Origin of the sequence: Enterococcus sp. DIV0574 (assembly GCF_051711125.1) — a bacterium.
GTDB lineage: Bacteria > Bacillota > Bacilli > Lactobacillales > Enterococcaceae > Enterococcus_D > Enterococcus_D gallinarum.
This window is the reverse complement of record NZ_JBIOMA010000001.1, coordinates 334,812-347,714: the sequence shown is the minus strand read 5'-3', so window position 1 is coordinate 347,714 and position 12,903 is coordinate 334,812. Positions and strand designations below refer to the sequence as shown.

The window sequence follows — 12,903 nt, the reverse complement described above, 5'->3', positions numbered from 1 at the left end:
TAAACAGGTCTACCCCTTTTTTTGTGCCAATTTTTTCTGATACTGTGCCGCTTCTTCCTTCGTAGCATAAATAAAATGCCCCTCTGCGATTTCTTCCATGGCACGAGGCTTGTCATCTGTTGGTTCGCTGACGTATTTGATGCGCTTCCGTTCTCGTTCATGATCTGGGTCTGGCAGTGGAATCGCCGACAAGAGACTCTCTGTGTACGGATGGACCCCATAATGATAGATTTCATCACTAGAACCTACTTCCAAAAGTTTACCATTATGCATCACACCGATGCGATCGCTGATATGTTTGACCATTGATAGGTCATGGGCAATGAATAGATAAGTCAGCTTATGTTCTTGCTGTAAATCTTGCAGCAAATTGACGATTTGGGCCTGAATCGAAACATCCAGAGCCGAAATCGGTTCATCACAGATGATGAACTTGGGATCTACCGCTAGTGCTCGGGCAATCCCAATCCGTTGCCGCGCAGAAATCGTCGCCGATTTAATCTGACCATTGATTGGCCGATGACGCTTGACTGCAACGAATGATTTCAATTTAGGCAATTTCAACTGATCATCGACCAAGTAGATCGTATGTTGTTGATTGTTTGTCGTATACGATTGCCAAATATTCTTTTTCGTCTTCAGTTTAGGAAAGCCTGCTCGCTTTTGAAAATAGTTGCGAAAAGCCCGTTCCAAATTGCGCTGAGCGTTGGCCAGTGCCAAACTGTCGGTCTCTTTTAAAAAAGGATACTCTTTTTTTAATTTTGCAGGTGTTAGTTTTTCTTTTTCTGCATTTGTAGTAAGTTCTTCCATCTTTGCTTTTAGCAATTGATTATAGGTGAAGCGTACGCAACCAAACGTTTGGATAAAGAACTGCTTTTGTTCCTCTGTAGGATAGATCCGAAATTTGTATGCTTTTAAAACACTCAGTTTCATCTCCTCCTAAACAGGTCTACCCCTTTTTTTGTGCCAATTTTTTCTGATACTGTGCCGCTTCTTCCTTCGTAGCATAAATAAAATGCCCCTCTGCGATTTCTTCCATGGCACGAGGCTTGTCATCTGTTGGTTCGCTGACGTATTTGATGCGCTTCCGTTCTCGTTCATGATCTGGGTCTGGCAGTGGAATCGCCGACAAGAGACTCTCTGTGTACGGATGGACCCCATAATGATAGATTTCATCACTAGAACCTACTTCCAAAAGTTTACCATTATGCATCACACCGATGCGATCGCTGATATGTTTGACCATTGATAGGTCATGGGCAATGAATAGATAAGTCAGCTTATGTTCTTGCTGTAAATCTTGCAGCAAATTGACGATTTGGGCCTGAATCGAAACATCCAGAGCCGAAATCGGTTCATCACAGATGATGAACTTGGGATCTACCGCTAGTGCTCGGGCAATCCCAATCCGTTGCCGCTGTCCTCCGGAAAATTCGTGGGGATAGCGAGTTCCATGACTTGGGTTTAAACCAACAGTTTTCAACAAATCATCTACGCGCTGGTTGCGTTCCTTTTCGTTTTTTGCCAATCCGTTGATATCGATCCCTTCAGCAATGATATCGCGAACTTTCATTCGAGGATTCAATGATGCATACGGATCTTGGAAAACCATTTGTACTTCTCGACGGAAATCAGCTAAATCTTTTTTGCCTTTGATTTTCATGACATCTTGTCCATCAAACAAGATTTCTCCTGCCGTGGGATGATTCAGTCGAATGACCGTTCGACCAGTCGTTGACTTCCCACTACCGGATTCTCCTACTAGTCCAAAGGTTTCTCCTTCATAGATCTGAAAGGAGATATCATCTACAGCCCTGACTTCGTCTTTGCGGCCGACATTAAAATATTGTTTTAAGTTCTTTACTTCAAGCAACACTTTCTCCAATGGGTTCTCCTCCTTTATACAGATGCCTGTCTAGTTTTTTCTTGGAATTTTTTCCAACGAATCAAGATTTCATCCGGAGGGGTAACCTTAGGAGCTTGCGGAGCTAAAAGCCACGTAGCTGCTTTATGGGTCGGTGAAACATCAAAGAATGGTGGTTGCTGTTCGGCATCGATCTGCAAAGCAAACTCATTTCTAGGATAAAAAGCATCCCCAGTCGGCGGATCCAACAAATCTGGTGGTGAGCCAGGAATCGCATAAAGACGATCCCCCGTCCCCTCCAAGGTAGGCATGGAACCTAACAGCCCCCAAGTGTAAGGATGCTGTGGATTATAGAATATTTCTTCTGCTGTTCCCACCTCTACGATTTTGCCGCCATACATGACGGCTACCCGATCTGCCACATTTGCTACTACTCCTAAATCATGGGTAATAAAAATGATCGATGAATTGATTTTTTGTTGGATATCTTTCAACAACTCAAGGATTTGGGCTTGAATCGTTACATCCAGTGCCGTAGTCGGCTCATCAGCAATCAGGATTTGTGGATAACAGATTAATGCGATGGCAATGACGATCCGTTGCCGTTGTCCCCCTGAAAATTGATGCGGATAATTTTTCAAACGCTTCTCAGCATTCGGAATCCCTACCAGATTCAAAAGATCCAAGGCTTGTCGGAGTCCTTCTTTTTTACTAAGTTTGTTATGTTTCATCAAAGATTCGGCCACTTGTTTGCCGATGGGCATCGTCGGGTCCAGAGAAGTCATGGGATCTTGGAAGATCATCGCAATTTCTTTTCCGCGAATCTTTTGTAGTTCTTTCTCAGATTTCTTGAGAATATCCGTTCCATTGAATAGGATCTCTCCATTATCTATATTGGCGTTACTAGCTAATAATCCCATGATACTGCGGGTAGTTACTGATTTCCCACTACCGGATTCGCCAACGATCGCTAGTGTTTCGCCTTTGTATAGTTCGAAACTGACATCGCGGATCGCTTGGACTTTCCCTGCAAAGGTATCAAAGGAGATCTCTAAATTTTTCACTTCTAACACTTTTTCCATAGCAATCACTCTTTCATTTTCGGATCGAAGGCATCACGGAGTCCGTCAGCAAGTAAGTTGAATCCGATCATAATGACCGACAACGTAACCGCCGGCACCCACATTTGGTAAGGCAAGAATAAAAAGGTCTTGTACCCGTCGCTCAGTAACATCCCTAGCGATGCTGAAGGCGGCTTTAAGCCCAAACCGATAAAGCTTAGAAAAGCCTCGAAGAAAATCGCTGATGGGATACTGAACATCATCTGGACAATAATCACACTCGAAATATTCGGCAAGATATGCTTCATCGCAATCTTCATACGGCTCTCACCTAATGTCGTAGCAGCTAGCACAAACTCTTGATCTTTTAATTTCATTGTTTGCGCGCGAACGATCCGAGCCATTGGAATCCAGTTGGTGATAGCCATCGCAGCTACGATCGAAAAGATTCCTGGTTTGAAGACGACCAGCATCAAAATCATCACCACTAGATTCGGAATCCCAGAAAGGATCTCTAAGAAACGTTGCATGATATTATCCACTCGTCCCCCTAATAAACCGGAAATCAATCCATAGGTCACGCCAAAGATGATATCTAGCAAAGCGGCAATAAAGGCAATCAATAGCGAGATTCTCGTTCCGACAAATAAACGGCTCAACAGATCCCGTCCTAGTCCGTCGGTTCCTAGTAGATAGTAAGTGCCTTCTGGAACATTGGCAGCAGCATATTTATCAACCAATTCACCACCAACCATTGCATACCCATTTAATCCTGGGAGATTGAGTCCGGGAATTTTGGGAGGCAGATTCGTGAACTTCACGTTTTGCGCAGTAGGGTCATGGGGAGAAACAAAGATCGTAATAATCGAGATTGCAATAATGATCAGCAATAGTACGATCGAAAATACAGCTGCTTTGTTTTTCTTCAAACGGCGCCATGAATCTTGGAAAAAGGTCAGCGATGGCGCAGCAATTGCTTCTCGTTCTTCTTTGGTATTTTTTTGTAACGGCTGAAATTTGGCTGCATCAATGGCAGCTACTTGATTGATTGTTTTCTCTTCCATTAGCCACGGCTCCCTTCTGACACACGGATACGCGGATCAACGATACCATACAAAATATCTACCACTAAAATCACAAATACTAACATGGCAGAGTACAAAATCGTGACTGCCATGATTGTTGGATAATCATTTGTCATGATTGATTTTACGAATTGTTCGCCAATCCCCGGAATCGCAAAAATATTCTCAACAACTAATGAACCCGTCATCAATCCAACGGCTAAAGGTCCTAACAAGGTAAGCAGCGGGATCAAACTGTTCCGCAAACCATGCTTGAAGGCGATCTCCCAGCGGCTCAGCCCTTTGGCACGAGCCAACTCAACGTAATCACTGTGGAGCACCTCGACCATCTCGGTTCGAATAAAGCGGGCAGAGTCTGCCAGTGGCGACATGGCTAATGCGATCGTTGGCAAAATCGTGCTTGCAAAAGTTTCCCATTTGGCGATTGGCAAGATACCTAATTTGATGGCAAAAATGTATTGCAGCAAAACGGCAAAGACAAAGTTCGGAATCGAACGTCCCAAGATCGCTACTAACGTTGACGTCGTATCAATCCATGTATTTTGTTTCATAGCGGAGATCGTCCCTAAAATGATACCGAAAAAAGTCCCAAAAATAATTGCCTGCAGCCCCAATTGTAAAGAAGGACCAATCCGACCAGATAATAGATTCGCTACCGGTTGATTTTTGAATTGGAATGAAATCCCAAAGTCGCCTTTAACTAAATTCGTCAAATACAGCCCATATTGAGTAATCATCGGTTTATCTAAACCTGCTTGTTCATTCAATAAGGCAATCTGTTCGGGACTCAGTTTTTCTGCATTGGTATAAGGTGTTCCTGGTAAAAATTGCATTAAGAAAAATGTGATCGTGGCAATCAACCATAAGGTCAATACCATATAGAATATCCGTTTCAATAAATATTTCAAAAAACCGTTCACGCGTCTTCCCCCTAGGTATTTTGACTTCTTATCAATAATTATGTAAATTAAGTAGTACGAATCATTAAAAAGGAGTCAACTTATGCGGATAAAAAAAAGTAGTGGGCTGATCACCCTCATATGTACCCTTATTTCCATTAGCTGGTTGTTTTTCAAAAAGGAATTGACCCTGTCAACTATCTCGGATGCACTATTTCTTTGGGCTTTATTCTTCTTGATCATCGGCGGTTTTCTTTGGGTCTTTGCCTCTGGCTTCTTTGATCATTTCCAATATTCAATGAAAAAAGCTTTTTCCAAGAATAAAACCGATTACCTTAAACTCTCCGATGTTGGTAAACAAAGCTACGGCTTTTGGCTATGGCCAGGAATTTTTTTACTGCTACTTTCTTTGCTCTTTTTATTAATCAATACTCTTTAATTTAGTAACCTATCGTTTCGTGTCTTTTGTCGACTGCCTTTCTGCTTTAGAAAAAAAAGCCGGCTGAGACTGTATTCAAGAGAAGATTTCCATACGTGACAAATAGTGAAGCACTTGGCATTTTGGAGAAGCAGCAGCTTCTCCATTTTTGTTATGCCTGTTATTCCAGCTATTCATCGATAATCGTCATCTTGTATCCAGTTACTGTCCCAGCCGCTAGGCATTCAAGTGGTTATTCAATCGATGTCCACTTGTAATCGTATTGTGCGCCTGCTGCATGAGCAACGACACCTTTTACATTTGGTGCACGTAAATGAGCTTCTGCTTTTTGGTAAACTGGGATTACTCCTTGTTCACTCATGATTAGTTTTTCCGCATTGACTAAATCTTCCCAACGCTTTTCTGGGTCATTGACGTTAGTCGTACTTGCCGATTTAATCAAGGCATCATACTCTTCATTGCTCCATTGACCACGGTTATATGAGTTGCCAGTCGTGAATAAGTCTGTAAAACTGCTAGCATCTGCATAGTCAGCTCCCCAACCACCCATCAACATATCAAAGTCTCCAGCGTTGGAACGATCCAAACGAACAGAGAATGGTACGGGGCTTAACGTTACTGTCAAACCATCCAATGTTTTTTGCAATGTATCTTGTACATATTCAATGATTTTCTTCGTAGAATCTGTATCAGAGGCTAAGATATCAAATTCAAGAGAATCGATTCCCAATTCTTCTTTAGCTTTTTCCCAATGCTCTTTGGCTTTGGCCTCATCATATTCTAAAACACTGCCTGCTGATTTAGTAAAATCAGTATTGTCGGATGGGCTAAAGGTCATGCCTTCTGGTACTAGACCTGTCGAAGCAATTGAGCCGTCCCCTAAAATCGATGTCACTAAAGCGTCACGATCAATGGCATACGAAATTGCTTTACGTAAATTTTCATTGCGGAATGGTGATTTTTCATCGCGTTGATTGACTTCAAAATAATAGGTCGTTGCTTCTGGTTGAGAGACAAACGCTTCATCATTGGCCATTTGCTGTGCAAGTTCCCCTGTAAGAATGACATCATCAGCTTGACCATCTTGGAACAAGTTCAATGCAGTCGCTGATTCTTTAACAACACTCACATTGATGGTTTCTAATTTCACTGTATCTTTATCCCAATACTGATCATTCTTTTCGTATGCCCATTCGGTATCGGTTCCTGGTCCATCAAATCCGGTAAGAACAAAAGGTCCATTATAAACGGCATTGTCGCTCGTTGCCGCATATTGATCCCCGTGTTCTTCAACAACCGCTTGACTTTGCGGGAAGAAAGATGGGAATGCCAGCAAGTAGTCAAAGTAAGGAGTGGCCTTTTCTAATGTGATCTCTAACTCATGATCGCCAACTGCTTTGATTCCTAATTCAGACGGATCTTTCTCTCCGGCTGTGATAGCTTCCGCATTTTTTACTGGTGCGTACAAGTAGGCATACTCTGAAGCCGTCTCAGGCTTGACTGTTCGTTGCCAACCATAGACATAATCAGCTGCTGTTACAGGTTCGCCATTTGACCATTTTGCGTCATCACGCAATTTGATCTTATAAGTCAATCCATCTTCACTGACTTCTGCTTCTTCTGCCGCTCCAGCTGGCTGCGGTTTGCTGTCAGCGTCTAAGCGGTACAACCCCTCATATACATTATTTAGCGCACTGAAACTGATTGTATCTGTCGCAAGGGACAAATCGGCACTTGGCATTTCTTGTTGAACCACAACATTGAATACCTGTTCCGCATTGCTTTCGCTGCTGGCAGCTGATCCGCTGCTTGAATTATTTGAACCACCTGTGGTACAGCCTGCTAAAACTAAGCCGCACACAGCAACCAATCCATATGCCCATTTATTTTTCATCCTGAACTACTCCTTAATTGATTTAATTTTCAGAATAATCGCTCTTTTCTGAAGTTAGATTAGATTTTAATTAATAATTATTAAAAAAGCAATCTTTTTTTGCAATTTTTAGCATTAAAAAACACGATAAAAGACAATAACTTTGAAGAATTTCTACTAAATATTCCTAGAAAACTAATAAATATGCTACTTTCATCTTCTTCTCATTTTTATTTTAAAGACCATTTTTTCTTTTAAAAAAAACAAAAAGAGTTGTGTCATAAGTTACAAAAAACAAGCATATATCCGAACAATCAATGAAAGACACTCACTTTACAGCCGTGTCTTGTCGCTAATCTTGATGATTCTTGCGACCTTCATTTTTGATCATTCGGATATCATTTGTTTTAACTTATGTTCCAACTCTTGACTAGTTTTAAGAAACATCTTAGCCACTATAACTGTCTGTGTCCGTTTTGACAAGCAATGTTCAACTAGAAGACTTAAGAAACTAGCGATTCTCCGCCAGCAGCAACAACTTCGTCTCGCAAAAAGGCAGTCAAACGCTCACCTATTTGTTCATCTGGATGACGGGGATCAACTAAGCTGATCTCTTGCTGCCAGATAGTGTCGCTTTTTTGGAAGGCACTCACAAAGCCGACCAATTGCTCTCCTTCAATAGCTGCAATGACAACTTTATTCGGCTGCAGTAATTCTTCTGCTGTCCGCTGCTCTTTTTGATAGGTAGACGGATAAATTAGAACGGCTAAGTCGATCAGCTGATCACGTAAAATATAATTCTCTCTATCAAATTCAGTAATGATCATGATTTGCCCCCTTCGCATTTCGCGTGTTCCACTAGATGAATTCTATCAATAAATCGATAAAAAGACGAATAAATGACTTTCCGCGCTTCATACTTGCTCGTTACTTGAAATAAATAAGACCAGACAACAGCGGCCTATTCTCGCAAGCAACCTATCCTCTTACAAGTTATATTCCTAGTTGTCTGATCTATCTATCGTTAAATCAATTCGTTTTAATTGACAATCTGTTCGTGCCGCTTAATGAATGGCGCCTCCGATTGCTTTGATGTCTTCTTTTCCTTGATAATCGACAATTGCACCGATTGCCGCTTCCAATCCTTTCGCAATATCTTGTAAGCTCATAGCCGGTTGACCAGGCTTGTCAACAACTTGCTCTGGAATGAATGGGACATGAATGAAGCCCCCTTTAAGCGTTGGGTATTTTGTATCGATCATGTATTGTACTTGATACATGATGTGGTTGCAGACAAATGTACCGGCAGTATTTGAAACAACAGCAGGAATCCCGGCTTCTTTCATCGCAGCTACCATTGCTTTGATCGGCAACTGACTGAAATAAGCAGGTTGGCCTTGAGGCTGGATGGCTTCATCTACTGGTTGATTGCCTTCGTTGTCTGGAATACGTGCATCATCGACATTGATCGCCACTCGCTCAGGTGAAATAGCAAAACGTCCGCCTGCTTGTCCAATATTCAAAACAACATCAGGTTGGATCTCTTCAATTTTAGCTTGTACAACTTCAGCTGATTTGCCGAAAACAGTAGGAATCTCTAATTTAACTATCTTTGCTCCGTTGATTTCTTCTGGTAATAATTTAACAGCTTCCAACGCTGGGTTGATTTCTTCTCCGCCAAATGGATCAAATCCTGTGACTAAACATTTCATATTGATCATCCTTTCTATTCCTTTTTACCACTAAAATGCCCAAAAGTACATCAATCCGATATGGATCACAATTAGCAGCACGGCAATCGGTGCTTGGGTTTTGATTACTGCATTCGAATTTTTCATCTCGAGTAATGCGACGGGTAATGCATTGAAATTGGCTGCCATCGGTGTCAACAATGTTCCGCAAAAACCGGCAGTCATCGCCAGTGCTCCTGCTACAACGGGATCTCCCCCTTGAGCGATTACGAATGGGACACCGATTCCGGCAGTAATGACAGTAAATGCCGCAAAGCCATTTCCCATGATCATTGTAAATAAAACCATGCCTAAACAATAGGCAATCACACCAATCAAACGATTGCCTTCGGGTACTACACCTGAAATACCATGGGAGATCACTTCTCCAACACCAGCAGCATTAAAAATCACGCCTAGAGCCGCTAGTAATTGTGGCAAGATACCAGCAGTACCGACTTGTTGGAACATACGATCGGAATCATCCAGCACTGTTTTTGGTTTAGCAGAGGTCAATACCATTGCTAAAATCAACGCCAAAACAGAAGCGATCCCGATCCCAACTTGTCCGCCTAAAGGTGTGTAGGAAATCGCAACTGCGATGACTGCTAGTGAGATACAAGGGATAAAAATCTTACTGCCGATTCTTTCGGCGGCTTGTTCTGCTTTTTGTTCATCGACATCCACGATTTTACCAATTCGAACTTGCTTGAAGAACGTCAATACGCCCATACAAATAATGATGATCCCATCAATGATGTAAGGAATAAAGTTTCCGAAAGCAAAAACGATACCAAGTAAAAGCCAAAATGTTGCTGTACCCAGTCGTGTTGGATGGGTCGCATCTTTGAAGACTCGGACAGCAGTCATGATTGACAAGAGACCGATCAAAATATAAAAGAATTCTAAAATATTATTGATGATTGCTTCCATTTACTTTTCCTCCTTTTCGCCATATTTTTTAGACAATTTGCGATCGAAAGCCAGATTTGAAAGGGTAGCAATGACTAAAACGATCAGCGCGATAGGGATTGAAGCCTGTGCAATTGCACTGGCGGCTACGTCATAACCCAATGATTTTAACGTTCCAGTGATCAATAAAACACCCGAAGCCGCCACAAACGTATTTTGGGCAAAAAAGTTCCCGTAGTTCTCATTAGCTGCCGCCCGAGCTTTGATTTTTTCCTGATCTGCTTCTTCTAGTTCGCCATACTTGTTCTCCGCTGCGGCTTGCGCCATTGGGTTTACGATTGGACGAATAAATTGCGTGTGTCCTTGGATCCGAATCGAGAAGAAACCTGCTAGTTCTCGAATAAACAAATACAAACTTAAAAACTTGCCTGGGGTCAATCCTTTGATTTTTTCAATCAAAACAACGGCCTGTTGTTTCAATCCAAAGCGTTCTGAGATTCCTACCATTGGTAGTGTGAGTAGGAATAAGGTCACGAGACGATTGTCTACAAATGCCTTTCCTAACATTGATAAGAAATCAGTAAAATCTATCCCCGAAACTAATGCGGTTGCTAATCCTGCGATCAGAACAACGGCGATCGTGTCGAGTTTCAGCAAAAAGCCGACAAGAATTACCAAAATACCAATCAATTTGATCCATTCCATGGAATCATCCTTTCATCATGTGTGTTATTTTTATTTCTATCAATTCTTATAGTATAGACGATTTTTCAAGCCATGAGTATCGGAATTTTGAAAAAATCCAGAGAAATCGCTTTCCTTTGTTGTTATCCAAAACAGTTCTTTTCTGAAATAAAAAAATCAGCAAAAGCAGGAACCGCACCCGTCTTTGTCTCAGATCTGGCCTTTTTCAGCGGTCTGTCAACAAAGAGTGCCGTTCACCTACTTTTCTGATTTTGAAAAAACGGTCTCCTGTACCGTTTTTTGATAAAAGTCTGTTCAATGAGCGACTTTCCCGCCTTCATGGTCAGACTTATTTGTTTCTAGGCAGTGACTTGCTTTTTCATCTGTTTGCTGCGCAACTGACCGCAAGCTGCATCGATATCCGTCCCATGTTCTTTACGAATCACACAATTGATACCATTTTTCTTCAAGATGTCATAAAATGCTAAAACATCTTCTTTCTTACTGCGAGCATACTGATCATGTTCACTGACAGGGTTGTAAGGAATCAAGTTCACATAAGAAAGCTTGCGTTTATTCTTGAGCAATTCGACCAATTGCCGCGCATGCTCTGGTCGATCATTGACATGATCCAGCATGATGTATTCAAACGTGATTCGCCGATTGGTTTTTTCTAAATAGTAGTCAATAGCTTCCATTAGTTTTTCAATCGGGAAACTGCGGTTGATCCGCATCATCGAAGTTCGTACTTCATTATTTGGAGCATGGAGTGAAATCGCAAGGTTCACTTGTAAGCCATTTTCAGCAAACTCTTTGATTTTATGAGCTAAACCACTGGTTGAAACAGTGATATGGCGCGCACCAATCGCTAGTCCTTTCGGATCATTGATAATCTGCAGAAACTGCATGACATTCTCGTAATTGTCAAAAGGCTCGCCGATTCCCATCACCACCACATGGGAGACACGTTCTCCAGCATTTAATTCATCGAAATAATGTTGCACCAGCATGATCTGAGCGACAATTTCTCCAGCAGTTAGGTCTCGTTGTTTTTTTAGCAGACCGCTCGCACAAAATGTACAGCCGATATTACAGCCGACTTGTGTCGTCACACAGACTGACATACCATATTCCTGACGCATTAAGACGGTCTCAATCATATGATTATCGGGTAACTGGAACAAATATTTGACTGTGCCGTCGCTGGCTTCTTGTAAGACGATTTGTTTCAAAGGATTGATCACAAACGATTCATTTAACTTAGTTACCAATGATTTAGGCAAATTGGTCATTTCTTCAAATGTCGCTACTCGTTTCTCATATAACCATTCCCACACTTGATTCGTGCGGAATTTCTTTTCTTCTTGCTCAGTCATCCACAAAGATAAGGACTCTTTGGTTAATCCATAAATTGAAGGTTTCACATTGCTTCCTCTTTTCAAAATAGTCGCTACATACTATAACTGAATTTTGCGTATAAAGCAACTCATCTCCGAGGCTTGTTGAAAGCAGAATTACGAATGCAACACTCTGATCTCAGAATATAAAAAAAGATAAAAGACTGAACGATCTTGTTCTAGACACTGGGCTCTTTTTCCTAATTTATCGTTTCTGCTAAAATTTTCCCTGCTAATGCAAAAAACTTTCCTCACGTATCACATATAGTGATGGAAAGTTTTTTTGTATTCACGTATTGAATTCAATGACTTTGCCATCTTTCGCGACTAATTCGCCACGTTGCGGTGGGCTTGTGTGCAGGTAAAGCTGCAATGGCATCTCCAATGTCAATGTCTTTTCTCCTTGCTGAAAGACACCATAGTAACTTGCTTTTTCCTGATCTTCATATGTATGGCTCAATAAATAATACCCTTTTTCAACGTCTTCTTGTTTCTTTTTAGTTTCCCGTAAAAAGCGCCGCAAGTGTTGATAAGTATAAAATAAAAATAGTATCAGTGTTGCCGCTAATAACAAATATCCTAGCATCATGAATGAATCGACGACGTGGAATAAGCCGTCTCGACTCCCACACTGATCATTAATGCCGCATCGACTTCACACATGATTGATTCATCTAGATGACAAACCTTCTCCTTTAGTCGACTTTTGTCGATTGTCCGAATCTGCTCCATCAAGATCACTGAATCTTTACCGATCCCTGTACAAGTCGCTGAGATCCCAATATGGGTCGGCAGTTTTGGCTTAGCCATTTTAGCCGTGATCGCGGCAATGATCACCGTTGGACTAAAATGATTGCCTAAATCATTTTGAATCACTAATACTGGCCGAATCCCTCCTTGCTCCGATCCAACGACCGGTGACAGATCGGCAAAATAAATGTCTCCCCTTTTTACCATAG

At 41.6% G+C, this 12,903-nt stretch carries 14 protein-coding genes; 1 reads left to right on the top strand and 13 read right to left on the bottom strand.

Annotated elements, in window-relative coordinates; translation table 11 throughout:
* Window positions 1-9 precede the first annotated feature (9 nt).
* From IGJ45_RS01790 to opp3b, 5 genes are read right to left on the bottom strand one after another with little or no spacing between them, the layout of a single operon-like run.
* A complete protein-coding gene (locus tag IGJ45_RS01790; protein WP_438768651.1) occupies window positions 10-933 on the bottom strand; it encodes a helix-turn-helix domain-containing protein in 924 nt (307 codons plus the stop codon).
* Between the two features lie 16 nt (window positions 934-949).
* Entirely contained in the window at window positions 950-1,885 is a 936-nt protein-coding gene (locus IGJ45_RS01785) for an ABC transporter ATP-binding protein (protein WP_103300329.1), read from the bottom strand.
* Window positions 1,886-1,899: 14 nt separating this feature from the next.
* On the bottom strand, window positions 1,900-2,952 hold the full coding sequence (locus tag IGJ45_RS01780; RefSeq protein WP_029487296.1) for an ABC transporter ATP-binding protein: 1,053 nt from the start codon (window positions 2,950-2,952) through the stop codon (window positions 1,900-1,902).
* Complete coding sequence (opp3C, locus tag IGJ45_RS01775; RefSeq protein ID WP_003128579.1) at window positions 2,952-3,989, bottom strand: oligopeptide ABC transporter permease; 1,038 nt, start codon at window positions 3,987-3,989, stop codon at window positions 2,952-2,954. Before opp3C ends, IGJ45_RS01780 begins: the two co-directional genes overlap by 1 nt.
* Window positions 3,989-4,930, bottom strand: a complete 942-nt coding sequence (gene opp3b / locus IGJ45_RS01770) for an oligopeptide ABC transporter permease (RefSeq protein ID WP_423121559.1) — start codon at window positions 4,928-4,930, stop codon at window positions 3,989-3,991. The genes opp3C and opp3b overlap by 1 nt, the downstream gene beginning before the upstream one ends.
* Before the next feature lie 82 nt (window positions 4,931-5,012).
* Between opp3b and IGJ45_RS01765 the strand changes: the two genes are divergently transcribed.
* Window positions 5,013-5,348 carry a DUF3899 domain-containing protein gene (locus tag IGJ45_RS01765; RefSeq protein WP_423121558.1) on the top strand — a complete coding sequence of 112 codons (336 nt, stop codon included), beginning with the start codon at window positions 5,013-5,015 and terminating at the stop codon, window positions 5,346-5,348.
* Between the two features lie 232 nt (window positions 5,349-5,580).
* On the opposite strand, the gene IGJ45_RS01760 is transcribed toward IGJ45_RS01765, so the two are convergent.
* The 8 genes from IGJ45_RS01760 to IGJ45_RS01725 all read right to left on the bottom strand — a co-directional run bounded on the left by IGJ45_RS01760 (window position 5,581) and on the right by IGJ45_RS01725 (window position 12,901).
* Window positions 5,581-7,242 (bottom strand): peptide ABC transporter substrate-binding protein, encoded by a 1,662-nt coding sequence (locus IGJ45_RS01760; RefSeq protein ID WP_003128576.1) that lies wholly within the window; start codon window positions 7,240-7,242, stop codon window positions 5,581-5,583.
* Between the two features lie 482 nt (window positions 7,243-7,724).
* The gene (locus IGJ45_RS01755; protein ID WP_021149088.1) at window positions 7,725-8,048 is read right to left on the bottom strand and encodes a hypothetical protein; all 324 of its coding nucleotides are present in this window, start codon (window positions 8,046-8,048) and stop codon (window positions 7,725-7,727) included.
* A gap of 237 nt (window positions 8,049-8,285) precedes the next feature.
* Window positions 8,286-8,933, bottom strand: coding sequence for a pyroglutamyl-peptidase I (gene pcp / locus IGJ45_RS01750; RefSeq protein ID WP_113850328.1), 648 nt, complete (start codon window positions 8,931-8,933; stop codon window positions 8,286-8,288).
* Window positions 8,934-8,963: 30 nt separating this feature from the next.
* Complete coding sequence (locus IGJ45_RS01745; protein WP_003128573.1) at window positions 8,964-9,884, bottom strand: DUF979 domain-containing protein; 921 nt, start codon at window positions 9,882-9,884, stop codon at window positions 8,964-8,966.
* A complete protein-coding gene (locus IGJ45_RS01740) occupies window positions 9,885-10,568 on the bottom strand; it encodes a DUF969 domain-containing protein (RefSeq protein ID WP_103300327.1) in 684 nt (227 codons plus the stop codon).
* Window positions 10,569-10,906: 338 nt separating this feature from the next.
* A complete protein-coding gene (gene rlmN, locus IGJ45_RS01735) occupies window positions 10,907-11,971 on the bottom strand; it encodes a 23S rRNA (adenine(2503)-C(2))-methyltransferase RlmN (RefSeq protein ID WP_005472777.1) in 1,065 nt (354 codons plus the stop codon).
* A 262-nt stretch (window positions 11,972-12,233) separates the two neighbouring features.
* Complete coding sequence (locus IGJ45_RS01730) at window positions 12,234-12,533, bottom strand: hypothetical protein (protein ID WP_081131396.1); 300 nt, start codon at window positions 12,531-12,533, stop codon at window positions 12,234-12,236.
* Window positions 12,530-12,901 carry a type II toxin-antitoxin system PemK/MazF family toxin gene (locus IGJ45_RS01725; protein WP_003128565.1) on the bottom strand — a complete coding sequence of 124 codons (372 nt, stop codon included), beginning with the start codon at window positions 12,899-12,901 and terminating at the stop codon, window positions 12,530-12,532. Before IGJ45_RS01725 ends, IGJ45_RS01730 begins: the two co-directional genes overlap by 4 nt.
* Window positions 12,902-12,903: the final 2 nt, after the last annotated feature.

What these genes read in the sequence shown, in the direction of transcription:
- IGJ45_RS01790 (WP_438768651.1), bottom strand. Translation starts at nt 933, where the DNA reads ATGAAACTGAGTGTTTTAAAAGCATACAAATTTCGGATCTATCCTACA.
- opp3C (WP_003128579.1), bottom strand. Translation starts at nt 3,989, where the DNA reads ATGGAAGAGAAAACAATCAATCAAGTAGCTGCCATTGATGCAGCCAAA.
- IGJ45_RS01765 (WP_423121558.1), top strand. Translation starts at nt 5,013, where the DNA reads ATGCGGATAAAAAAAAGTAGTGGGCTGATCACCCTCATATGTACCCTT.
- IGJ45_RS01760 (WP_003128576.1), bottom strand. Translation starts at nt 7,242, where the DNA reads ATGAAAAATAAATGGGCATATGGATTGGTTGCTGTGTGCGGCTTAGTT.
- IGJ45_RS01755 (WP_021149088.1), bottom strand. Translation starts at nt 8,048, where the DNA reads ATGATCATTACTGAATTTGATAGAGAGAATTATATTTTACGTGATCAG.
- pcp (WP_113850328.1), bottom strand. Translation starts at nt 8,933, where the DNA reads ATGAAATGTTTAGTCACAGGATTTGATCCATTTGGCGGAGAAGAAATC.
- IGJ45_RS01745 (WP_003128573.1), bottom strand. Translation starts at nt 9,884, where the DNA reads ATGGAAGCAATCATCAATAATATTTTAGAATTCTTTTATATTTTGATC.
- IGJ45_RS01740 (WP_103300327.1), bottom strand. Translation starts at nt 10,568, where the DNA reads ATGGAATGGATCAAATTGATTGGTATTTTGGTAATTCTTGTCGGCTTT.
- IGJ45_RS01730 (WP_081131396.1), bottom strand. Translation starts at nt 12,533, where the DNA reads ATGATGCTAGGATATTTGTTATTAGCGGCAACACTGATACTATTTTTA.
- IGJ45_RS01725 (WP_003128565.1), bottom strand. Translation starts at nt 12,901, where the DNA reads ATGGTAAAAAGGGGAGACATTTATTTTGCCGATCTGTCACCGGTCGTT.